Here is a 23,229-nt window from a genome sequence, read left to right as displayed (position 1 = left end):
GGGCTAGCCTTCTCTTGGGGGATGATCCGGGGCACCAAGGTCGCTAGTGTTCGTTGGCGCTACCGGATAGGGTAGAGAGGGTGTGGTGGTAGAATTCGCCAATCTGGCGGACTCAGGATGTGCCACGTGCTGGCGGCAATATCCGTAGTTTGCTGAAAAAGCCCATCAATACTAGGAATGCCACAGAATGAACATGCAAGTCGCCAAGAATACCGTCGTTACCCTCGACTACCACGTCACCGATCCGGATGGCGAAGTGGTCGATGAAGGCCGTGAGCCGTTGGTCTACCTGCATGGTGGTTATGAAGACATCTTCCCGAAAATCGAAGAAGCCATGCAGGGCAAGAAGATTGGCGAATCGATCCAGGTCAAGCTGCAGCCCGACGAAGCCTTTGGTGACTACGATGCCGAGATGGTGCAGATCGAGCCGCGCAAGGATTTTCCGAAGGAACTCCAGGTTGGCATGCAGTTCGAAGGCGGTCCGGAAGATGGCGGCGAGGATGACTTCATCATCTATCGCGTCACCGATATCGCCGACGACAAGGTCGTCCTCGACGGCAATCACCCCTTGGCCGGCATGGCACTGGTGTTCACCTGCACGGTGACGTCGATTCGCCCGGCTAGCGAGGAAGAAGTCGAACACGGTCACGTCCATCACCCGGATGAAGATGGCGAAACCTGCCACTGATTCCGGTTTCAGCCGGATGGAAAGATACCCGCTGCGGCGGGTATTTTTTTGCCCCCGATTTATTGTGCTTCCTGCTGTGCTGCGTCAATCCGGCTTTGGCGGCCAGGGGTGATTTTCGAAGCGGAACAGGGCAGGCGAGGTCGTATCGATCGTGCCGGTGGTCCAGCCCATGAACGGATAGCCGAAGGTTTCAATCCGGATGAAGTTCTGTATCGGACGGCCGGCCTGATCACGCATGGGGTGGTCGATCCGGTTCATGTGGGTATCGCCGTGAACCGCGACGACCTGACCCTGAAAATGCAGGGTTTCTGCGCTCAGGGTGTCGAGAAAATCGCGATAACCGCGGTGAGCCAATCCCTGGGCATGGTGAGAGAAACCCGGATTTGCCTGGAACAGCAGGACTATGCCTGACAGCTTTTCGCGGCGGGCCAGGGCGAAATTTTCCTTCAGCCAGGCGAGTGTGACGGGATTCCGGGCTGCATACTCGGCCCTTGGTTCTCCGGTCAGCCCCCAGTTGTTGTTGCCACCGGGAAGATTGAGCGTGACGAACAGCACCGGACCGAGGCGAAACCGGGCGTGCTCGGGGTAGCTTCCCGGTTGGCGCTCGACGGTCAGCGTCTGTTGACCGAGCGATTGGTTGCTGTTCCAGAACAGGCTGCGCAGCTTTTCCAGTCGCTCAAGCGGTTCGTAAGCCCCGTTATTGAGGCGCTCGCAATCGGTCCATTCGTTATCGCCCGGGACGAAGACAAAGGGCGCCCGGCTGGCATTGAACAGGGCGAAGCGATCGGCATATACCTCGTCATCGCAGCGGCTGGCGCCGGACTTGATGTCACCGATATGCGTGATGACATCCACCTGACTGTCGGCGATAGCGGACAGCATCTTTGGCAGTTCGGAGCGCTCATGGCTGCTGTAGGGGGTGTCGCCAATCAGTGCAAAGCGCCAGCTTTCCGCCTCTGCCGAGATGGCCACTGCAACAAGTGCCAGGGCCGGTAGCAGATTGCGGAGCAGGATGCAGCGCGATATGGCGACCGACCACCAGCCTGTCACCGCAAAAGGCCTTTCAAGGCATACAGGGCATCGAGCGCTTCGCGCGGCGTCAGGCTGTCCGGATCGATGGCGGCGAGTTGCTCTACGACTGGATGCGGCTCCGGTTCGGCCGGCTCGGGTGCGCCCTGAGCGAAGAGGTCGGGCTGCAGCGGATCGACGGCCGCCCGCTGTTCGAATTCGCGCAGTTGCTTGCGTGCAGCACGGACGACGGCGGTTGGGATGCCGGCCAGTGCGGCGACCTGGATACCGTAACTCTGGTTGGCCGGGCCTTCTTCGACGGCATGCATGAAGACGATGCGGTCGTTGTGCTCGACGGCGCCGAGATGGACGTTGGCCAGTTCGGAGTACTCGTGCGACAGCCGCGTCAATTCGAAATAGTGCGTGGCGAATAGCGTCAGGCTTTGGTTTTTCTCGATCAGGTGGCGCAGGATGGCGAAAGCCAGCGCCATGCCGTCAAACGTGGATGTGCCGCGTCCGATTTCGTCCATCAGCACCAGGCTCTGATTCGTCGCGTGGTGCAGGATGGCGGCCGCCTCGGTCATCTCGACCATGAAGGTCGAACGTCCTGAAGCCAGATCGTCGGAAGCGCCGATGCGAGTGAAGATGCGGTCGAGCGGGCCGAGTACGCAGCGGTCGGCCGGCACGTAGCAGCCAATGTGGGCAAGCAGGGCGATCAGCGCCACCTGGCGCATGTAGGTCGATTTACCGCCCATGTTCGGGCCGGTGATCAGCAGCAGGCGGCGGTTTTCGGCGAGCAGGCAGTCGTTGGCGATGAAGGTTTCAGCCTGGTTGGTCAATTCGCCCTCGACCACCGGATGACGGCCGCCGGTGATGCTTAACTGGGTTTCGGCGGCGAATTCCGGTTTGCACCAGTTGCGCTTCAGCGCCGACTCGGCGAAGCCGGCCAGCAGGTCGAGTTGGGCGATGGCGCGAGCGATTGTCTGCAGGGTCGGGACAACTGGTAGCAGCGCATCGAGAATGGCCTCATAGAGCAGCTTCTCACGGGCCAGCGAGCGTTCCTGGGCCGACAGCGCCTTGTCCTCGAAGGCTTTCAGTTCCGGCGTGATGTAGCGCTCCGCATTCTTCAGCGTCTGACGGCGGCGGTAGTCGTCGGGAATCTTGTCGACATTGGCATGGGTGACCTCAATGTAGAAGCCATGCACCTTGTTGTATTCGACCTTGAGGCTGGCAATGCCACTGCGCTCGCGCTCTCGGGCTTCCATATCAACCAGGAAGGCGCCACAGTTGTCGTTCAGCGAGCGCAGTTCGTCGAGATCAGGGTCGTAGCCCGGGGCAATGACGCCGCCGTCGCGCACCTGGGCGCCGGGTTCGGCCGCGATGGCACGAACCAGAAGTTCGAGGGCCGGGTAGGGCGTTTCGAGTTCGGTAAAGAGCTGGGCAATCAGCGGTGCGGGGCTGTCAGACAATGGCGCCCGCAGGCCCTCAAGGCGCGCCACCGATTCGCGCAGGCTGGCCAGGTCGCGCGGACGGGCGTTGCGCAGCGCGACACGGCCGGCAATGCGCTCGATGTCAGCGATGCCGCGCAGGGCTTTTCTGACCTCGTTGCCCAGTCGGCCGTAGTCTTCTAGCAAGGCTTCGACCGCGCCATGACGGGCAGCGGGAATATCGCGCGCGCGCAGAGGGTGGTGCAGCGTGTGGCGCAAGAGACGAGATCCCATGCTGGTCACGCAGTTGTCGAGCAGAGAGAACAGGGTCGGCGACGGCTGGCCGCGCAGGGTCTCGGTCAGCTCCAGGTTACGCCGGGTGGCGAGATCGAGGCCAAGATAGGCGCCCTCGATTTCCACGGTCAAGCCGCGCAGATGCGGCAACTTGCCGGACTGCGTCGCCTGGGCGTATTGCAGCAGGGCCCCGGCAGCGGCAATGGCCGGCTTCAGGCCCTCGGCACCAAAACCGGCGAGCGAAGCGACCTCGAACTGGTCGCAAAGCAGGCGGCGCGCCGAGTCGAATTCGAAATACCAGTCCGGCTGGCGAGTGCGGGCAACGTCGACGCCGAAATTTGGCGTCCAGCTTTCGGGATAAAGAATTTCAGCCGGCCGGATGCGCTCCAGCGTCGCCGGTATTTGCTCGGTGGGTACCTCGATCAGGATAAATTCGCCACTGGCCAGATTCAGGCGGGCGATACCGGCCGTGTTGCGGTGCGTCGTGACTGCCAGCAGCCAAAGATCCTGCTTGTCGTCGATCAATGCCGCATCGGTCAGCGTTCCGGGCGTCACGATGCGCGCCACGGCGCGCTCGACCGGCCCCTTGCTGGTCGCCGGATCGCCGATCTGCTCGCAGATGACCGCCGATTCGCCCAGCTTGACCAGACGGGCCAGATAAGGCTCCAGCGAGTGGAAGGGAATGCCGCACATCTTGATCGGCACGCCGGCTGACTGGCCGCGCGTCGTTAGTGTGATGTCGAGCAGGCGTGCAGCCTTTTCGGCATCCTCATGGAACAGCTCATAAAAATCGCCCATCCGGTAAAACAGCAGGGTGTTCGGATGATTGGCCTTGAGCGCCAGATATTGGCGCATCATCGGTGTGTGCTTGGACAGGTCGGGGGCTTTGTCTTTAACCATTGTTCTATAGATTGTTCTTCTGTCTTGCCTGATTACTGGCGGATTTCGCGGGTGTTGTCAGGGGCCGCGTAGTCGCCAGTGCTGCGGAATGGGTTGATGTCGAGTCCGCCGCGCCGGGTATAGCGGGCATGGACGGCCAGCACTTCAGGCTGGCAGCGCACTCGGATGTCCGAGAAGATCCGTTCGACACATTGCTCATGGAATTCGTTGTGATTGCGAAAGGAGACGATATAGCGCAGCAAGCCGGCGCGGTCGATGGGCTTGCCGCGGTAGCGGATGACGACCATTGCCCAGTCTGGCTGGCCAGTGACCAGGCAGTTTGATTTCAGGAGATGGGAATACAGTGTTTCCTCGACGTTTTCACCCGGCAGGGTGGCCAACAGTGCCGGTTCCGGTTGATAGCGGTCACAGGTGATATCGAGTTCGTCAAGCAGGATGCCGTCGGGAGTGCCGATCGAAGCCAATGGTGATGCCGATAGCGGCTCCAGTGTCACGATAATAGGGCTGCCGGCTGCGGCAGAAAGGTCGCGGCTCATCGTCGCGCTGACGGCTGCGATGTTGTCGAAAGAGGACTGGTTGAACGAGTTCAGATAGAGCTTGAACGATTTGGATTCAATCAGATTCGGGCTATTGGCCGGTACCCGGAAAGTGCCTACGGCGACCACTGGCTTTCCCTTGGAATTCAGCCATGATAGTTCGTAAGCGTTCCACAGATCCTCGCCGACAAATGGCAGATTGGCATCAGTGATGCCGAGTTCGCTGCGCTTGAGTTGGCGCGGGATCGGGTAGAGCAGCTCAGGCGCATAGTGGCTCTGATATTCGGTCGCCTTACCCAAGGGGGAGGCGTGGCTGGGATCGGCGATGTGCGTTGTGGTCAAGGTCATGGGGGCGAATTTTACCTGCAAGGCTGTTTGCAAGCCGCTTGCATCAGCATTGCCTGAGTTCGATCAGGTGCGGGCCGCCAGCAGCAAATGCGTGGCGCAGGGCCGGCCGTAAATCGTCATCGGAATGGGTAGCGGCATAGCCTAAACCGAAGGCCATTGCCGCGTGCTCGAAGTTTACATTTTGTGGCGTACGCCAGCCTTGGGTGAATTCGGGCAGATCACGTTGGGGCAGGTGATCAAAAATACCGCCGCCGCCGTTGTTGACCACGATGATGACTATGTTCTGGCCCTGGGCCAGGGCCAGGCCTCCAAGGTCGTGCTGGCAGGTCAGGTCCCCAATCAGGGCAACCGCCCGCCCACGGCTGGCCGCAATTCCTGCTGCAGTGGAAATATTGCCGTCGATGCCGCTGGCGCCACGATTGGCGTAAATGCGAAGTGTCTTGTCGGCACTGCCGGAATGGGTGTCCATTTGCCGAATGGCCAGGGAGTTGCCGACGAATAGATCCGTATCGTCCGGCACTTCTTCGAGCAGTACGTGAATATGGTTTCTTTGCTCGTCCGCTTCGGCGTTCCCTTCAAACTTGGCCAAGGCGGAAAGCCATGTCTCGGAAAACGGCACAAGAGAAAGATCCAGCAGTGCTTTACAAATAGCCGCAGGTTCCGAGCGTAGCAAGTGAGTCAGTCTGCGTGCCGGATCGATCCAGCGTGGCCATGGGTCGACGAGCGCGTGTGTCTCCGTGATCTCGGAGACGAGCTTCTGCAAGTTTCGGGTAACTGGATAGGCGCCAAAACGAATGACCCATTCCGGCCTGTACTGACTCACAAGATCGGTTTTGCCTAGCCAGTCGTTGTAGCGGACGCAAAGGTGCGAGCGATCATGTGGACCGAAACGAAGACCGGACAGGGGTTCAGCGAAAATCGGGCTACGCAGCCGAGTTGCCAGCGCGACGAGCGCTTCGTTTTGTCCATCGCGGGACGGCATCTCGCCACAAACGATGATGCCAGGCCGGCCGGAGATACGTCGGGCCAGATCGCCTAGTGCATTCAGGTCCGGCTGGAGGTCGGGATGGGAGATGCTTATTTTTTCCGGCATTTCCCCAGAGAGTACTGGCTCTGATGGCAGCATTGGCTCACGGAATGGCTGATTGATATGGACGGGGCCGGGGTGTGGCCAGCTTGCCTGCTCGCAGGCCTGTCTGGCCACGCGATGCAAGTAGCCAGGGTTAAAGCCCGGCTCCGGTGTGCCCAATGTGTAGCTGGCTCGCGTGTGGGAGCCGAACAGGCCTGGCTGGCTGACGGTCTGGTTGGCGCCGCAGTCTTGAAGCTCCGGTGGGCGATCGGCGGAAATCAGAATCAGTGGTATGCCGGACTGGCTGGCCTCAATCACGGCCGGCAACCAATTCGCCGGTGCAGTCCCCGATGTAGCCAACAATAGCACCGGGCAATGGCTGCTCTTGGCTAGGCCCAATCCAAAAAAAGCGGCGCTACGCTCGTCAATCGCGATATGGCAGCGCAGACCAGCTTGTCTGAGCATGGCAAGCGCCAGAGGTGTTGAGCGTGATCCAGGCGAGATGACCGCGTCAGTAATGCCGGCAGCGACGAAACCGCCAATGATGGCTTGCGACCAAGTGAAATTGAGCGTGCCGATATCGGTCATTACATCATCTGCGGGTTTTGAAAAGCGAAATTGTAGTCGTTGCCGCCTGCTCGGAGCGTGCTATTATTCGCCCCGTTCTTTGCCACCAGGATATCTGCGTGGTCCAACGCGGAGTGGTAGTTCAGTTGGTTAGAATACCGGCCTGTCACGCCGGGGGTCGCGGGTTCGAGTCCCGTCCACTCCGCCAGAATTATTGTTAGAGCCCGAAAGCCCCGCTTTTCGGGCTTTTTCTTTTTCTGGCAGCTAGCTTCTGGCAATTGCCGGCGGCTGCTGAATTATCAATCTCTCCCTAGGGTAATGCCGAGTTCACGGCCTTGCGCCATTGGTTCTAAGCTGTGACCAAACAATACAAAAAAGTCTGGGTGCCCGGTAATGGCGGAGAGAATCAGCAATCTGCAGGGCGATAGCCTCTGCAATCTAGAGTACCTGTTGGTCAACCTTGGTCGTAATCACGCGACCGCAGAGCGCTTGATCAAACTCTTTCTGGAAAGCCATCTGGTTTTGATACAGCGGATGCAGGGTGCGCTCAAATCTGCGGATATTCCTGCCCTGAAGGATGCGCTGCACGACATTCGCAGCAGTTGTGTGTTGTTCTCGGGCCATCGATGCGTCGATCTGGCCAAGGAGTTTGAGCAGGCAGTACATGAGGGGGAGGGCGACTGGAATTCGATGGCCGACTCTCTAAGTCAGTGCATGCTGTGCATGGCCGGCGAACTGGCTTCCTATCTGGAAAAAGATTTGTGAGCTGACTGCTGAATGTCAGCAGACTACGCCTGTTTGTAACGCAAAGCGGGTAAGGCCGGTGACATCGTGAACGCCGATGCGCTCCATCAGTCTGCTGCGGTGAAATTCCACTGTTTTTGGGCTGATTCCCAAATCCCGGGCAATTTCCTTGGTGGTTCTCCCGGAGGCAACCAGTCGGAGAATTTCCGTTTGTCGAGCAGTCAGCTGGGTGCCGCTTCCGGAGGTGCCCTCTGCGTCACTAAATCGCGACATCTCACGGATTTTTGGCGAAAGAAAACGCTCTCCATGCAGCACCATTTCAAGCGCCTGGAGTAGTTCGGCCAAGACAAAGTCTTTCAGTAGATAACCATTGACGCCTGCTGCCAGCGCTTGTTCGATTATTTCCGGACGATCAACGCTAGATAGCACCAAAATCTTCGTGTTCGGGTCAAACTGTCGGATGGTGCGTGCCACCTCGATGCCGGAAGGGCCGGGCATCGCAATGTCGAGCAATACAACATCAGGCTGCAGACGTTGTATTGCAGAAATGGCTTCGTAGCCATCGGTGCATTCTGCTTCGATCTGAAAACCGGGCAAGGTTTCAACGATCGCCCGAATCCCAGCCCTTATCAGTAACTGGTCGTCAGCGAGAATGATGCGAGTCTTTTTCATGCCGGAATTGAGTATGGTTCAGTTATCCCTGTTTTTTTTGATTGCCCGTTAGGCCATCTTTGATTGGGCCTCGGTGATTTTTACACAATCGTCTTGGTCTGGCGTGACTATCTCTGGCGTTCTTTCATGGCGCGCTGTGCTTCGCGCTTTGAATCCTTGTCCAGTTCGTCGGCACGTTTGTCGTGCTGCTTTTTGCCCTTGGCCAAGCCAATTTCAAGTTTGATTCGACCCCGTACGAAATGCAAATCAAGCGGTACCAAGGCGTATCCGGCGCGCTCGACTTTGCCGATCAGTTTGCTGATTTCCTTGGCGTGCAACAACAGCTTGCGCGTGCGTGTCGGATCGTGGCTGACATGGGTCGAGGCGGTGGCCAGCGGTGATATATGCATGCCAATCAGGAAAAGCTCGCCGCCCTTGATGATGACGTAGGATTCCTTGATGTTCATCCGTCCGGCGCGAATGGCTTTGACCTCCCAACCTTCGAGGGAAATGCCGGCCTCGTACTTTTCTTCGACAAAGTAGTCGTGAAAGGCTTTTTTGTTGACAGTAATGCTCATGCTGCCGGGTGATCCATTAAAATCGTGAATTCTACAGGATACAGGAATGCTGCTGCCGCATGGCTCTGGTTGAAAAGACAGTCTTGATCGAGCAATCTGCCGAACGCATGTTCGAGTTGGTGGATCGCTGCGAGGATTACCCGGTGTTTCTGCCCTGGTGCAGCCATACCGAGGTGAAATTTCGTGACGCGTCCAGGACAGTCGCGACGCTTCACATCAACTACCATTCGGTCAAATCCTGCTTTACTACGGAAAATGACAAGGAATATCCTCGCCTGATGAAGATCCGGCTGGTCGATGGTCCGTTTCGCCGCTTGGAGGGATCATGGCATTTCAAGGCTTTGGCCGAAAATGCCTGCAAGATTGAATTCCAGTTGCACTATGAGTTTTCCAGCAAGTTGTTCGAGAAAGTGATTGGCCCTGTTTTTAGCCATATCGCGAACACGTTTGTCGACGCTTTTGTGCGTCGTGCTGCACAGGTCTATGGAGTCAGCCATGGCTGAAATGCTGAATATTGAAGTTTGCTACGCCCTGCCCAACAAGCAGGAGCTCGTTCGTGTGAAATTGCCGGAAGGTGCATTGGTGCAGCAAGCGCTTGAGGCTTCCGGTCTGTTGGATAAGTACCCTGAGATCGATCTCAAAAAGAACAAGTTTGGTATCTGGAACAAACTTTCCAAAGTCGATTCGGTGTTACGCGACAAGGATCGCGTCGAAATCTATCTGCCACTGATTGCTGATCCCAAAGAAGTCCGCAAGCAACGTGCGGCCGAGGGGAAGGTCATGAAAAAAGGCGCCGGTGATTCCGACGCCGCCGAGAGTTAACGCGGACTTCCTTATTTGCAGTACTCGGCGACCGCCCTGCGGGCACGGTCCAATTCCTGTTCGCGCTGAGCGCTATCCATCTGTGTCTGTTGACCTTTATCATCGTAGGTTGCCATCGGCTGGTTGGCTTCCAGCGCAGCCAGGTTGCGACGGGAGTTTTCACAGTTATCCCGCTTGTCCTTTTCTGCCGCTTGTTCCTTGGCTTGCTTCTCGGCTTTTTCCTTGGCGTCCTGTTGGCGCTTTTTGAACTCGAAATCTTTTTCTGCCGTGGTCTTCGGTGCATCGTTGGCCTTTGCGCCGTCCGCTGATTTCTCTGCAATCTTCTCCGAAACGACGACCGGTTGCTGACCTCCTATAGAGCGTCGGCCCTTGGCGCTAGCCGGTGGCGGCACGTCAGAAATAACTGTCTGCCCGTTACTGTCTTTCCATTGAAAGGTTTCAGCATGGGTTGTGACACTGGTTGTGGCGGATGCGAAAACAAGGGCAAAAACGAGAGAGGATTTCGTGGTCATCTGGGTTTCCTTGGCTTTTCTGTATAATACGATTTTGTGACCTTGGATTAAAGGCTAAAGGCCATGCGACTGCTGCAAAAAGCCCTGACATTCGACGACGTTCTGCTCGTCCCCGCACACTCTCAGATTCTGCCCCGTGACGTAAGCTTGGCAACCAGGCTTACGCGCAACATTACCCTGAACCTGCCGTTGCTTTCCGCTGCCATGGATACCGTGACGGAAGGGCGCCTTGCGATTGCAATGGCCCAGGAGGGTGGTATCGGCATCATTCACAAGAATCTGTCACCGAAGGCACAAGCTGCCGAAGTGGCCAAGGTAAAGCGTTTCGAATCCGGTATTCTGAAGGATCCGATCACGGTTTCTCCGTTGATGACTGTGCGTGATGTGATTGAAATCACCCGTCAATACAAGATTTCCGGGCTGCCGGTGATCGACAAGTCTGGCAAGGTCGTCGGTATAGTCACCAATCGCGACATGCGCTTCGAGACCAATCTAGATCAACCGGTCAAGGCGATCATGACACCGCGCAAGCGTCTCGTCACGGTCAAGGAAGGCGCCAGCGTCGAGGATGCCAAGGAACTGATCCGCAGGCATCGCCTGGAGCGCGTGCTGGTCATCGACGATGAGTGGCACATGCGCGGCCTGATCACCGTCAAGGATATTCTGAAATCCACTGAGCATCCGCTGGCCAACAAGGATTCCTCTGGTCGCCTGCGCGCTGGCGCGGCAGTTGGCGTTGGTGCCGGCACCGAGGAACGTGTTGAATTGCTGGCCGAAGCTGGTGTTGATGTGATTGTCGTCGATACCGCCCACGGCCACTCGCAAGGCGTGCTCGACCGCGTCCAGTGGGTCAAGAAGAATTTCCCGCAGATCGAAGTTATCGGCGGCAACATCGCTACGGCTGATGCCGCTCGGGCGTTGGTTGATATGGGGGCCGATGGCGTCAAGGTTGGTATTGGTCCTGGTTCCATCTGTACGACGCGCATCGTCGCCGGTGTTGGCGTGCCACAGATCACGGCCATCCAGAATGTATCCGATTCGCTCAAGGGTACTGGCGTACCGATGATTGCCGATGGCGGCATCCGTTACTCCGGCGACATCGCCAAGGCCATCGCGGCTGGTGCCGATACCGTCATGCTTGGCGGCCTGTTTGCCGGTACGGAAGAGGCTCCGGGCGAAGTTGAACTGTTCCAGGGGCGTTCCTACAAGTCATACCGTGGTATGGGGTCGTTGGGCGCCATGCAGGCCGGTTCGTCGGATCGCTATTTTCAGGAAACGACATCCAATGTCGACAAGTTCGTACCGGAAGGCATTGAAGGACGTGTTCCCTACAAGGGTTCCGTGCTTGCCGTGATCCACCAGTTGATGGGCGGCCTGCGCTCGTCGATGGGTTACCTCGGCAGCCCGACCATCGACCACATGCACGATAACGCCTGTTTCGTCGAAATCACTTCAGCCGGTATCCGTGAGTCGCATGTCCACGACGTGCAGATCACCAAGGAAGCACCGAACTACCATCTCGACTGATCGTTCCTGTGTCCCAGAGGGGCGGCTCCGGTAGCCGCCCTTTTCATTCAAGGTCTTGAATATGTCTCACCAGAAAATCCTCATCCTCGATTTCGGTTCCCAGGTCACTCAGCTGATCGCCCGTCGCGTGCGCGAAGCGAAGGTCTTCTGCGAAATTCATCCGTACGACGTTTCCGAAGAATTTATTCGCAATTACGGCGCCAAGGGCATCATCTTGTCGGGTGGCCCAAGTTCGGTGACCGAGGGTGATACGCCGCGAGCGCCGGAAGTGGTTTTCCAACTCGGTGTTCCGGTTCTCGGCATTTGCTACGGCATGCAGACCATGGCCCAGCAACTGGGTGGCAAGGTGATGACCGCCGAGGCAGCGGGCAAATCCCGCGAATTTGGCTACTCGGAAGTCCGCGCCCACGGCCACACGGCACTGCTCAACGATATTGCCGACTTTTATAGTCCGGAAGGTCACGGCATGCTCAAGGTCTGGATGAGCCACGGCGATTCGGTCATGGAACTGCCGGCCGGCTTCGTCAAGATGGCTTCGACCGCCTCGTGCCCGATTGCGGCGATGGCCGACGAGAGCCGCAAGTTCTACGCTGTTCAGTTCCACCCGGAAGTGACGCACACCCAGCAGGGCCGCGCCATCCTCGAACGTTTCGTGCATGGCATCTGCGGCTGTGGCACTGACTGGGTCATGGGCGACTACATCGCCGAGGCGGTCGATGCCATCCGGCGTCAGGTCGGCGACGAGGAAGTCATTCTCGGCCTGTCCGGCGGTGTCGATTCCAGTGTTGCCGCGGCGCTGATCCACAAGGCAATCGGCGACCAGCTGACCTGCGTTTTTGTCGATCACGGCCTGCTACGCCTGAACGAAGGCGACATGGTGATGGAGATGTTTGCCCGTAATCTTGGCGTCAAGGTCATCCGTGTAGATGCCGTTGATGACTTCATGGGCAAGCTGGCCGGTGTCTCCGACCCCGAGCAGAAGCGCAAGATCATCGGTAAGGAATTCGTGGAAGTTTTCCAGGTTGAATCCAAAAAGCTTGCCGCTGCCAAGTGGCTGGCCCAGGGCACGATCTACCCGGACGTGATCGAGTCGGCCGGCAAGGGCAAGAAGGGCGCTCACACGATCAAGAGCCACCATAACGTTGGCGGCCTGCCGGAAGATATGCACCTCAAATTGCTTGAGCCGCTGCGTGAGTTGTTCAAGGACGAAGTCCGTGAACTGGGCATTGCCCTCGGACTGCCACGCGAGATGGTGTATCGCCACCCGTTCCCGGGGCCGGGCTTAGGGGTTCGGATTCTTGGCGAAGTCACGCTGAAGGCGGCTCATCTGTTGCAACGCGCTGATGCCATTTTCATCGATGAACTGCGTGCCACCCACGCAACCGAACGTGATGTGGCGGCCGGTGCCTGCACTGAAGCCGACATCGGCAAGAGCTGGTACGACCTGACCAGCCAGGCCTTTGCCGTTTTCCTGCCAGTCAAGAGCGTTGGCGTGATGGGGGATGGTCGGACCTACGAGAATGTCGTCGCCTTGCGCGCCGTGGTGACCAGCGACTTCATGACGGCACACTGGGCGCACCTTCCGTATGAGCTGCTTGGCCGGGTTTCCAATCGCATCATCAACGAAGTCCGGGGTCTGAACCGCGTTGTTTATGACGTGTCAGGCAAGCCGCCGGCTACGATCGAGTGGGAATAATTTATCATCATTTCAAGTCGTTTCACACCGTCCAGATTTTGTAAAATATACCCGCTATAACAACCAGTTAGCGTCTCATGGCGTCTCACGCCGTCCTAGCAAAGCTCGACTAAAGTGTCGGTATTGCTGACGGTATAGAGATCTGGTCCTTGAACGACCCAAGTTGATACCGTCAAATGCTCTGACGGTATCGGATGACGGTATCAGTTTAAGGAGGATCAGATGCTCACTGACATGCAGTTGAGGGCTTTGAAGCCCACAGGGCAGATTTATAAGGTTGCTGACCAGCAGGGCCTCTATGTCGCAGTTACGCGGACAGGGGTTGTCAGTTTCCGGTTCGATTACCGGGTAAACGGGCGCCGTGAGACCCTGGTGATAGGCAAGTACGACCCGACAGTCGGGACCAAGAAGCCACGCGAACTGGACGGGTTGGATTACGGCATGTCCGTGTCTCTGGCCGAGGCGCGTTTACTGCTGACACGGGCGCACAGATCCGTCGAGCAGGGAGAGAGCCCCTCGCGTTCCAAGGTTGAGAAGCGGACCGAAGCTGCTGACGCGCTAACGTTCGGTAGCTGGGCAGAAAAGTACTTTGCCGAGGCTGATCTGGCTGAGTCCACAAAGGCCATGCGTAAGTCGGTCTACGATCGCAACTTGGCAGACGAGTTTGGCCGACTGAAGCTGGAAGAAATCACCCCGGTGCGTCTGATGGCCCGATGCGAGAAAATCAAAGAGCGTGGCGCGGCGGCGCCGGCAGTACATGCTCGCGAGATCGTGTTGCAGGTATTTCGCTTCATTCAGGCCCGCGGATTAAAGATCGACAACCCTGCTGAGTCGATTCGACCCAGTGCCATTGCCACATTCAAGGCCCGCGACAGAGCACTGATGCCGGCCGAGATTCATACTTTTTTTAAAGCGCTTGAGCAGACTGCAACGGCGGCCACGCTGCGCTTGGCAGTCAAGTTCATGTTGCTGACAATGGTGCGCAAGACGGAGTTCATCGAGGCTAAATGGGACGAGGTTAACTTCGAGACTGCAATCTGGACGATCCCCAAGGAACGTATGAAAGCAGGGCGCCCGCATAATGTTTACCTGAGCCAGCAGGCGCTCGATATCCTGGTGGCCTTCAAAACTTGCTTTAGTGCTAGTTCGTACCTGCATCCTGGGCGGTACGAGACCGCGCTTCCTATCAGTTCGGCCACGCTGAATCGGGTGATCGACGCCACCGTGAAAGTGATTCACGATCGAGGGGAGGAGTTTGCCCCCTTCACCGTGCATGACTTGCGCCGTACGGCTAGCACGCTACTGCATGAGGCTGGTTTTAACACTGACTGGATCGAGAAGTGTCTTGCGCATGAGCAGCGCGGTGTGCGTGCTATCTACAACAAGGCTGAGTACGCCGAGCAGCGCCGAACCATGCTTCAGGCCTGGGCTGACATGTTGGATGCCTGGATCAAAAATAGCGCCAGCGTGGTGCCCATTAGACGCAGTGCTGGCGTTGCTTGAGGTATGGATATGGTCCGTCCGAAATATATCTACAATTTTCGGACATCACTTCTTGCAAATTGTCCGAAAAAATTATACAAATATCGGACAAGGAACCCCATGTCTGATCTCAAATCCGCCATCTCGTCGCAAATCAATGCCGCCGGTCCAGGCCATGTCTGGGTGCCGACCGATTTTGCACATCTCGGCAACCGTGATGCGATCGACAAGACGCTCCAGCGCATGGTGCTGGCGGGTGACCTGCGGCGTATTGATCGAGGTTTATACGACAAGCCCAGCATCAACCGTCTGACCCAGCGTCCCAGCACTCCCGACTATCGCGCGATTGTCGATGCCATCGCGCGGCGCGACCAACTGCGTCTGCTGGTGGATGGGATGACTGCAGCCAACGATCTTGGCCTGACGGATGCCGTCCCGGCTCGTGTCACCCTTCATACCGATGCACGTCGCCGGGCGATCAAGCTCGACAAACTCGTCATCGACTTCAAGCAAACCGCCCCCAGTCGGCTTTATTGGGCCGGTCGTCCCGCCATGCGAGTTGTGCAGGCCCTACATTGGCTGAAGGACACGCTGATCTCCGACCATGACCACATAGTGAACCGACTAAGCCAACTACTCGTCGATTCCGCCCAAGGGGCTGCGATCTGCCAGGACCTGCGCGATGGCTTCAACGTGTTGCCAGCGTGGATGCAAAGTCTGGTCCGTGATCTACCCGGTTGCGATCCACTTGGGGCCGTACCCATGACCTTGCAGGCGCCTAGCGGCGTGAAGCCCCCGGCAGATTCATCTTGGGCCAAGGGCATCAGGGGGGGACGTTGAACCCTTCATTTCACGATGTCATCACCGCTGCCGATGGTGATCGACTCGATTTGTTTCTCGGCGCAGCCACGCGTTTGGGTACGGCGGTTCAGAACGTCGAGAAGGACTTCTGGGTCTGCTGGACACTGGATGCCTTGTTCAACGGATTGGCTACTGGCGGACCTCGGCTCTTGTTCAAGGGGGGCACTTCCCTGTCCAAGGCCTTCGGCCTGATCTCCCGCTTCTCCGAGGACATCGACATCACGGTTTTCCGTGGCGATCTGGGACAGGCCGCTGAGGTGGCAGAACTGGACGCCTTGAGCGGCAAGAAGCGCCGGGCTCGTCTTGAAGCCATCCGGCTGGCTTGTCAAGCCTACATCGCCGGCCCATTGGCGGATGAATTCACTCAGATCGCCGCTGCCGTCATTCCCGATGGCCGCTTCCGCCTGGAACTCGATCCGGACGACAAAGACGGCCAAACCCTGCTGTTTTGGTATCCCGCCGTCACGCCCACGACCAACGACTACATCCATTCCGCCGTGAAAATCGAGTCCGGCGCGAAGTCGGCACTCGACCCCCACATTGCGGCAACGGTCACGCCATACGTTGCGCAGGACTTGCCCGCGCTGGATCTCACCGTAAGCAACGTGATCACCGTAAAGCCGGAGCGCACCTTCTGGGACAAGGTCATCATCCTGCATGGCTTGCGGCAGTGGCACGACCGTCGCGGAGAACTGCGGCACGGCGGGCAGCGCGTCTCGCGCCACTATTACGATGTGCACCAACTGATGCAGGCAAGCGCATCGCCCGAGTGGCAGGCCGATCAGGCACTCGCTATAGATTGCGCTCACCACGCCAGGCTTTTCTTCGGTAGCGCCGATCTGGGCCTGGAGGCAGCCCAACCCGGGTCCTTCACGTTGAGCCCGAGTGCGGCCATGCATGAGGCGTTATCCAGGGATTACGAAGCCATGGCCGGCATGGTCTTCGGGGAAATTCCCGCACTTAGTGCGGTACTGTCCAGCATCGAACGATTTGAAGAGATCGTAAACAGCGCGGTAGTTGCAGAGACACTGTTGCAGAAAGAACCACGCACGTGAGCGACTATTTCAGTGACCGAGAAAATGGGCCGCGGGCGCGAACCGAGCAGGTGATTTCACCCGCCGTTTGGGCGGGCTTGGTGGCAACGGTACAGGCCCTGATCAACAGCGGGGCCTTCGGGTTGCGTTTTCCCGAGCGCTGTCCAGATGGACAAGCCGTTTGCGGTTGCGATACGGATGCTCTGGCCGCTTCCGTGATTGCGGAGATGCCGGGGTTGGCTTGGCCGCTCGAAACCATGTGTCTGGTGGAAGAAGGTTTCCTGTCGCAGCGAGAGCCCTTTGCGCCGGACACGCTGCTCATCATGGATTTCATCGAGTTCATCTACGCTTCGGTGGCGAAGCCGATTCCCGGGAAACACCACGATTTCTTCAGCCACCACCATTTGACCTTCGACCAACAGTCGGGACAGGAAGAGTTCCGGGCGACCGTAAATCGCATCTTTTCGCGCAACGGCGTGGCCTTCGAGATGTTGTCGACCGGCCGCATCATGCGCGTGCTTCCGCCGGTGCTTGGGGAAGAATTGAAGCGGACAATTTTTCGGACTGGAGACCGGACCCTCGATAACATGTTGGATGAATGTCGGGCCAAGTTTTCTGACCGGAGTCCCCTGGTACGGCGCGAGGCCTTGGAGCGCTTGTGGGATGGGTGGGAGCGGCTCAAGTCTCTTGCGGACCCCGGCGACAAGAAGAGGTCTATCAAGATCATTCTTGATGCCACCGCCGCCGAGCCATCACTCCGGGCACGAATGGAGGAAGAGGCCACAGAACTGACGTCCATCGGCAACAGCCATCTCATTCGGCACTCGGAGGTCAGTCAGGTGCCCGTCATCGATGTGGATCAAGTCGATTACCTGTTCCATCGGCTGTTCGCGATGATCCAGTTGGTATTGAGGAAGCAGGGCCCCGTATCGGAGATCGGCCGGGGCGGCGGGTCTTGGTAGTGGAAATGTTAGCTGGATAGGTCGCCATAGGCTTGCAACCAATGCCACCAGAGCTACTCTGAATTCAAGAGGCAGAGATGAGAAAATTCATTTTTATTGGATTCATTGGGCTGGGTGCGCTAATTGGCTTGCTCGCTGCTGCAAATAGCGATTGGAACACCCGTCTGGCGATGATGGGAGTCGGGGCACTTTTTGGATGGCCCATTGGGGGGGCTTTGGCCAGCATTGGCAAGAAGGAGTGGCAGCGTCTCGAACGGGATGAGAATTCGCTCCCCGGGATAGGCACTACACCGAAGGATTTGGCTGCGAATTACTGGCGTGACAAAGGCCATCCACCTTTTATGAAGCCGTCTGAAGTTGAGCCCGACCAACACATGTTCGACCCTGATCGACTCGGCTGACTATTTCCGCAGTAAGTCCTTCACCATATCCTTTGTATTCTCGAGCGTCGCTCCGGCGTCCTTCCCTACCTGTTTGCCCGACTGAACTAATAGCGACTTTTTGGACGCAAGCGTTCCGTCATCGGTTTTGACGATCTCAGCCTTGGCGTCAAATTCTGCACGGCTTGATGCCGCATCCGTGCGAATTTGATTGCCACTAGTGCGAACATCATCTCGAATCGGCGATACGGTGGTTGCCGCTCGCTGGGTCGGTGAGTCAGTCGCAATCCGCGAGGTTTGTTGTCGGTTGGATTGATGTAGACCATCAATGTCGGGCGTCAGCTCAGCATCGCTTCGCTGTTGTGCATGTTGCTCTCTGATGTCTCCAAAGGATGCGGGCAGGGCAGTTCCGTCGGAAAACACCCGGTTCGGCCGAAGCGACTGCCGCGCCAATTCAGATTCCATCAATGCATGCGCTGCGGCACTGTTGCCACCATACTGCTCAGCGTAGCGCATAAACATTTCCAAATTGTGCGGATCCTGAGCGATATCGATGGAAATGCTTTCTCCCTTTTCGTGAGCTGTAGAGACACGCTCCGCGAAAGCTATGCGTTCGGCGAGGTTTGCTTCGGCGCGTTCCGAACGCGCATGCGTGGAGGCGAGCCGGGAAGTCATGTCGTTTGCTTCGCGGGAGTCATTTGATATCGCGCTCATGAAACCAGCATCGCGTGACACCCTGTCACCGAACTGTTTGAACTCTGCTAACTGTTCGCTGCTCATGCTGCCCAAGACCTTTTGTTCCTGGGTTGATAAGCCAGATAGGTAACTCTTATTTGCGCTAGCGCTTAGGCGCCCCCCAACTGCGCCGGCGTTAAATCCTAGATGCCCCGTTGCTCCGAACGCGATACTGGCAACTTGAGACTGCGACATTCCAGTATTTTCGGCCACGCTCTTTGATATCTGATCCAGTCTGTTCAACGTTTCACCCGTTTGTTCGAAGCTACTGGACGTGGAGCCACTGCTACTGCGCGATGAACGCAATTTGCTCAATCCTCGAGAGAACGCCTCTGACAAGATTGCTGAGCGTTCGGTGCTAGCTGCGACGGCTTCGTTTTGTGCTGCATCAACCTGCTTGCTGGCCTGGGCCACATCCTGCTCAGACACCCGCATCGAAACCATCCGGGAAGCAAATCCCTGGTTGCGAAGCAACGAGACGGCAGTACGACCGGTCAGCGCGTTCGACGAGAACGTATTTCCGGAGATGTCGTTTTGCCAACTGCCCATGAATGCCGACGTACGGTTGGGCGCCAGTTGCATCTGGTCCATACCGACGTTCCCCATTGAGACGTTACCAACGGTGGCGGCCGAGGTTCCGCCCGAGATCATTCCTTGCAACCCCGACAAGCCACCGACCAACGCTGTTCCAAAGTTTTCCATGCGCTTCAGGGCGGCCCACGCAATGAATGGAATACTGATGGCGAGGTAACCGACAACGGCTTCCCCCGAGATTGCCCGCGAATAGATCGTCGAAGCCGTCTGCAATGCCAGCGATTTGCCCCCCGTTCCGAGGTCGGCAGCGGCGGCGAGGTCGTAAGCCGCGTAGATCGAAGCCATGTAGTTCAGGATGGCGTAGAGCGGCGGCCACAACTGAATCCAGATCAGCACGGCCGCATAGCCTTTGAAGGCGAGCATTGTCTCCCGTCCGCTGGTCAGCAGCAGGAGCATCACGAAGAGTGGAAACATCGCGTAGGTCACCGCCTCGACCACGTTGCGGAACACGGGCAGCGCTTGCTCGGCCACCTTGCCGTAATTGAGCCAGGAGGCGTTCTGTTGTGCCACCGCCTGGGCGCGGCCGACCGCCAGAACCATAGCCGCCGGATCATTGACCTTTTGGCCGACGATCTTGCTGGTGTCCTCAAGCGCGTTGAGCATAGCGTTCTGCCGAATGATGTCGGCCGCCGTCGCCGCTGCGGTGGCGATGCTGTTCTTGATATAGGCCTGCTGAATCTGTCCGGCAATGGCCGCTGCAGCAGCGGCGCCGGGCAAGGTCGGATTGAGCTGAAAGGCCAGGCGCCCCTGGATGCGGGTGATCTGGGCCGGCAAGCGGCCATTGAGGCTCAGATAGACATTGGGGCAGGTATCGACGCCGACACTGCCGCCAGCACCGGTCAGCGTACTGAAGCGCGCCGGATTGGGTGAGGCCATCAGCGGCCAGACATCATCCGATGCAGAAAAGACCGCCGGATCGAGCGTGCCATCGATCAGATCGTAGGTCGTGCAGTTGTGGATGAAGTTGATCAGGTCGGTGCGGAAAGCTGGATCCTGAAACACCACATTGCCAGTCTCGCGGATCAGTCGGTTGCCGAACATCAGGCCGTTCTGCTGGTAGCTCAATTCAACCGGGAGCGCTCCGGCACCTGGAATGACCTGGAATGCCGTTTCGAACAGACTGGTCAGCGTGTTGCCGATCGTGCTGGTGATGCTGCCGAGTGCGGCCACCCCGAACGGCACGTTGCCGACGACTTTGATGGCCGAACCGCCGGTCTTGTCCACGATGCCCACCGTGACCTTGGGCACGATCAACACCGAAAAGACCAACACGACTGTGCCCAGCCACTTCCAACCCTGCAACTTCTCGGGAGCGAAAGCGTAGGCAATCAAGGCGGCCACAAAACCGCAAAATGCCACGGCAGCCAGGGCAGCGGCGTAGTCGCCCGAGGCGTGAATCGCTGCCGCTGCATTGAAGACGCCGAACAGGCTGTCGGCATTCTGGTAGGCGTAGATTTCCCACATGGCGCTTTCTCCTGTCGCTCTATCGCATCGTCTCTATTGCGACAGATAGGCGGCCTGCTGGCCGAGCATGTCCATCACGTGTTGCGGCATGCTGGAACGTAGTTGGCGTTCGAGTTGCTCCAGGTGGTTCGATACTGCCCGGAAGGAGCCGACCTTCTGGTAGAGCAGGTTCTTTTCCTGGGAGAGTTGCGTGAGCATGGCTTGTGCCCGCTGACGGACCTGGTTGGCCTGCTCGCGTTGCGACTGCTGCAGGGTGTAGTTCTTGTCCAGCGCGGCCATGCCGAGCCGCAGATTGCGTTCAAGGAAAACATAGGCGTAGTCGGCGGCAATCACATCGCGGTACTGGGCGATCAGGCTGTCGGCCAAGCCCGATCCCGGAATGCTGGTGCCGATGGACAACATCTTGTAAACCGGCTCGGTGGTCTGATTCACGAAGCCGACCTCGGTCGAGTTATTGGGGATGGCGGTGCGCGTGGTGATCTTTTCGGCAATGGAGCGCATGATCGCCTCGACCTTGGCGGTAAAGGGCGTGTGGGTGTACGTGGTGTTCAAGGTGACGACGTCGCAATTGCTGTAGTCGTTGCACTTCAAGACATGCTGCACGACATCCGTACCGGCGGCCGCACCCTGTCCGTAGAGCAACTGGCTGATCGAGGTCAGCGTCGGGGCGATCGGCTCGGGGTCGCGGGCCGACTCTTCCGGGTAATAGATAATGGTGCCAACCAGGCTCATGATCAGTTCGCGCTCCTGATCGTCGAGATAGGCACCGGTGTACTGCAAGGCTTTCCAGGTTAGGTTGCCGACGAAGGGCGCCTTGTTTTTCACCTTCGGGTCGGCCGAGGAGCGTGCTGACGACAGAATGCTCGGCCGATCCGTCGCACAGCGCCGACGCGCTGCATCACGATCGCTTTCCATGCCCATCTCGATGGCCAGATCGGCACAGGTTTCCTGCGAACTGTAGCCAATCGATTCGGCTGCCGTGCTGACTATGGCCTTGGCGGTCTCGCAGGAATTGATCCGGGCATTGTTGATCCAGGTCTCCAGTCCCTTGGCCCATTTGGTCAGTCCGCCGAGCAGCGGCGAGACCGCTTCCAGTGCGAGTTGGAAAGCGATTCCCGGCAGGGCAGCCGTGATGTTCTTCAGCATGTTCTTGAACTCGGTTGCCGAAATGTGCGAGAAGGAGCCGCCAAAGACGTCGATGCCGCCGCAGCCGGCTTTGGCGCTGGGGAATTGGATGGCAGCCAACTGATAAACCTTGTTCGGCGAGCGCATCATCAAGTTGCCGCCGGTGTAGGTATTGAAGGTCTGGCCACGGAAGGCACCGGGGGCGGTGTAGTTGCCAATGGAGCCTAGATTGTTGAACATGTTGTTCACCTCGCTATTGAGGTCGCCCGCCTGCAGTTGGAAGGACGGGATCGCCAGCAGCAGCGCCAGGAAGGCGGCAGCGCTGCGCCGCAAATGAGGATGGTCGTAATGTTTCATGGCACCTCCGGGGGTAGGGCGAGACCTTGCGTGGTTGTAGGCAGCAGGGCCTCGGCTTGCGGAGCGGACACCGTGGCAATGCGTTCGAGTAACTGGGATTCCGAGAGCACACCGAAGCCGATGGGGGATATCTTTCCGGTGAAGGGTTGAGCCAGAAAAACGGCGGGTACCTGGCTGACCTTCAGGGTGGTGGCAATGCCGTTGTCCGGGCGGGCATTGGGGAAACTCGGCAGCGGACCACCGTCCACGCTGATGGCGACGACTTGGATGCCGTGACGGGCCTGGAAGGCTGCCAAGGTCGGTGCGAAGGCATGGCAGTACGGACAATCCGAGCGATAAAAGAAGAACAACACGTGATCCTTGCCCAGGTCGGCAATGGCGCGCGAACGATCGACCAGTTCGGCCTGGTCGAAGACTTCCAGGGCCTTGGCATTGACTGGGCGGCCCTGCAGGGTTGGGTCCAGTTGCGGTGTAGCCCAGGCCACGCGCTGCGCGACGTCGGCGAAATAGGAAGCGCGGGCGACGACCTGGGACTCCAGTTCCATGTAGCGCCGGACATTGGCTTCGCTCGGTCGCATGATGGCGATATTGCGCGTCTCTTCAAGGGTTTTCTGGAGGCGTTCGAATTCGACCAGTTCCGGTGCGCGCGGCGGTAGAGTCGGTGGCGCAGTTGCTGAGGTCTTGCCCGGTGGCAATGGAAGTTCGTGTTCCTCGGGTGCTGGCATTTCATAGAAATGCCAGCCGCGCCAACTGTCGGCCCAGTAGCGGGAAGTCGCATCCTGGGCTGTTGCGCTATCGCTACCGAACATCACAACAAAGGTCAGCAGCAGCGGGAGGGCGGGGCGGTTACGGATCGTCATGCGTGGCC

At 58.2% G+C, this 23,229-nt stretch carries 21 protein-coding genes and 1 tRNA gene; 12 read left to right on the top strand and 10 right to left on the bottom strand.

What is annotated here, in order from left to right; translation table 11 throughout:
* The first annotated feature begins 187 nt into the window (after positions 1-187).
* A complete protein-coding gene (locus tag DARO_RS12110; protein WP_011288084.1) occupies positions 188-688 on the top strand; it encodes an FKBP-type peptidyl-prolyl cis-trans isomerase in 501 nt (166 codons plus the stop codon).
* Positions 689-772: 84 nt separating this feature from the next.
* Here the strand turns inward: DARO_RS12110 and DARO_RS12105 are convergent, their stop codons facing one another.
* The 4 genes from DARO_RS12105 to menD are packed head-to-tail and all read right to left on the bottom strand — an operon-like array spanning position 773 to position 6,858.
* On the bottom strand, positions 773-1,738 hold the full coding sequence (locus DARO_RS12105) for a metallophosphoesterase (protein WP_011288083.1): 966 nt from the start codon (positions 1,736-1,738) through the stop codon (positions 773-775).
* Positions 1,735-4,317 carry a DNA mismatch repair protein MutS gene (gene mutS, locus DARO_RS12100; protein WP_011288082.1) on the bottom strand — a complete coding sequence of 861 codons (2,583 nt, stop codon included), beginning with the start codon at positions 4,315-4,317 and terminating at the stop codon, positions 1,735-1,737. Before mutS ends, DARO_RS12105 begins: the two co-directional genes overlap by 4 nt.
* A gap of 32 nt (positions 4,318-4,349) precedes the next feature.
* Positions 4,350-5,201, bottom strand: a complete 852-nt coding sequence (queF, locus tag DARO_RS12095; protein ID WP_011288081.1) for an NADPH-dependent 7-cyano-7-deazaguanine reductase QueF — start codon at positions 5,199-5,201, stop codon at positions 4,350-4,352.
* A 43-nt stretch (positions 5,202-5,244) separates the two neighbouring features.
* Entirely contained in the window at positions 5,245-6,858 is a 1,614-nt protein-coding gene (gene menD / locus DARO_RS12090; RefSeq protein WP_011288080.1) for a 2-succinyl-5-enolpyruvyl-6-hydroxy-3-cyclohexene-1-carboxylic-acid synthase, read from the bottom strand.
* Positions 6,859-6,968: 110 nt separating this feature from the next.
* On the opposite strand from menD, the gene DARO_RS12085 reads away from it, so the two are divergent.
* Positions 6,969-7,045 (top strand) — tRNA-Asp (locus tag DARO_RS12085).
* Between the two features lie 185 nt (positions 7,046-7,230).
* Entirely contained in the window at positions 7,231-7,602 is a 372-nt protein-coding gene (locus tag DARO_RS12080; RefSeq protein WP_011288079.1) for an Hpt domain-containing protein, read from the top strand.
* 15 nt (positions 7,603-7,617) lie between these two features.
* Here the strand turns inward: DARO_RS12080 and DARO_RS12075 are convergent, their stop codons facing one another.
* Positions 7,618-8,253: a response regulator transcription factor gene (locus DARO_RS12075; protein WP_011288078.1), complete on the bottom strand. Its 636-nt coding sequence runs from the start codon at positions 8,251-8,253 to the stop codon at positions 7,618-7,620.
* Positions 8,254-8,360: 107 nt separating this feature from the next.
* Positions 8,361-8,810, bottom strand: coding sequence for an SsrA-binding protein SmpB (gene smpB, locus DARO_RS12070; RefSeq protein WP_011288077.1), 450 nt, complete (start codon positions 8,808-8,810; stop codon positions 8,361-8,363).
* A 59-nt stretch (positions 8,811-8,869) separates the two neighbouring features.
* Here smpB and DARO_RS12065 point away from each other — a divergent pair, with 59 nt between their 5' ends.
* Together DARO_RS12065 and DARO_RS12060 are read left to right on the top strand one after the other, a co-directional pair.
* Positions 8,870-9,313, top strand: coding sequence for a type II toxin-antitoxin system RatA family toxin (locus DARO_RS12065; protein WP_011288076.1), 444 nt, complete (start codon positions 8,870-8,872; stop codon positions 9,311-9,313).
* Complete coding sequence (locus tag DARO_RS12060) at positions 9,306-9,632, top strand: RnfH family protein (protein WP_011288075.1); 327 nt, start codon at positions 9,306-9,308, stop codon at positions 9,630-9,632. Before DARO_RS12065 ends, DARO_RS12060 begins: the two co-directional genes overlap by 8 nt.
* A gap of 11 nt (positions 9,633-9,643) precedes the next feature.
* On the opposite strand, the gene DARO_RS12055 is transcribed toward DARO_RS12060, so the two are convergent.
* Positions 9,644-10,144 carry a DUF4124 domain-containing protein gene (locus tag DARO_RS12055; protein WP_011288074.1) on the bottom strand — a complete coding sequence of 167 codons (501 nt, stop codon included), beginning with the start codon at positions 10,142-10,144 and terminating at the stop codon, positions 9,644-9,646.
* Positions 10,145-10,207: 63 nt separating this feature from the next.
* On the opposite strand from DARO_RS12055, the gene guaB reads away from it, so the two are divergent.
* From guaB to DARO_RS12020, 7 genes are all read left to right on the top strand, one after another.
* Positions 10,208-11,671, top strand: coding sequence for an IMP dehydrogenase (gene guaB / locus DARO_RS12050; protein WP_011288073.1), 1,464 nt, complete (start codon positions 10,208-10,210; stop codon positions 11,669-11,671).
* A 61-nt stretch (positions 11,672-11,732) separates the two neighbouring features.
* Complete coding sequence (gene guaA / locus DARO_RS12045) at positions 11,733-13,367, top strand: glutamine-hydrolyzing GMP synthase (protein ID WP_011288072.1); 1,635 nt, start codon at positions 11,733-11,735, stop codon at positions 13,365-13,367.
* Positions 13,368-13,589: 222 nt separating this feature from the next.
* The gene (locus DARO_RS12040) at positions 13,590-14,870 is read left to right on the top strand and encodes a site-specific integrase (RefSeq protein ID WP_011288071.1); all 1,281 of its coding nucleotides are present in this window, start codon (positions 13,590-13,592) and stop codon (positions 14,868-14,870) included.
* 99 nt (positions 14,871-14,969) lie between these two features.
* Complete coding sequence (locus DARO_RS12035) at positions 14,970-15,689, top strand: DUF6088 family protein (RefSeq protein ID WP_198134031.1); 720 nt, start codon at positions 14,970-14,972, stop codon at positions 15,687-15,689.
* Positions 15,686-16,765, top strand: a complete 1,080-nt coding sequence (locus DARO_RS12030) for a nucleotidyl transferase AbiEii/AbiGii toxin family protein (protein WP_011288069.1) — start codon at positions 15,686-15,688, stop codon at positions 16,763-16,765. Before DARO_RS12035 ends, DARO_RS12030 begins: the two co-directional genes overlap by 4 nt.
* On the top strand, positions 16,762-17,706 hold the full coding sequence (locus DARO_RS12025) for an AbiJ-NTD4 domain-containing protein (RefSeq protein ID WP_011288068.1): 945 nt from the start codon (positions 16,762-16,764) through the stop codon (positions 17,704-17,706). Before DARO_RS12030 ends, DARO_RS12025 begins: the two co-directional genes overlap by 4 nt.
* Positions 17,707-17,783: 77 nt before the next feature.
* Complete coding sequence (locus DARO_RS12020) at positions 17,784-18,107, top strand: hypothetical protein (RefSeq protein ID WP_011288067.1); 324 nt, start codon at positions 17,784-17,786, stop codon at positions 18,105-18,107.
* On the opposite strand, the gene DARO_RS12015 is transcribed toward DARO_RS12020, so the two are convergent.
* The 3 genes from DARO_RS12015 to DARO_RS12005 are packed head-to-tail and all read right to left on the bottom strand — an operon-like array spanning position 18,108 to position 23,221.
* A complete protein-coding gene (locus tag DARO_RS12015) occupies positions 18,108-20,879 on the bottom strand; it encodes a conjugal transfer protein TraG N-terminal domain-containing protein (RefSeq protein WP_011288066.1) in 2,772 nt (923 codons plus the stop codon). It abuts the gene before it with no gap.
* A 33-nt stretch (positions 20,880-20,912) separates the two neighbouring features.
* Positions 20,913-22,361, bottom strand: a complete 1,449-nt coding sequence (locus DARO_RS12010; protein WP_011288065.1) for a conjugal transfer protein TraH — start codon at positions 22,359-22,361, stop codon at positions 20,913-20,915.
* Positions 22,358-23,221 (bottom strand): thioredoxin family protein, encoded by an 864-nt coding sequence (locus DARO_RS12005; RefSeq protein WP_011288064.1) that lies wholly within the window; start codon positions 23,219-23,221, stop codon positions 22,358-22,360. Before DARO_RS12005 ends, DARO_RS12010 begins: the two co-directional genes overlap by 4 nt.
* Between the last annotated feature and the right edge of the window lie 8 nt (positions 23,222-23,229).

This window comes from Dechloromonas aromatica RCB (assembly GCF_000012425.1).
The sequence above is the reverse complement of the archived record's forward strand: the minus strand, read 5'-3'. Positions and strand labels throughout refer to the sequence as shown.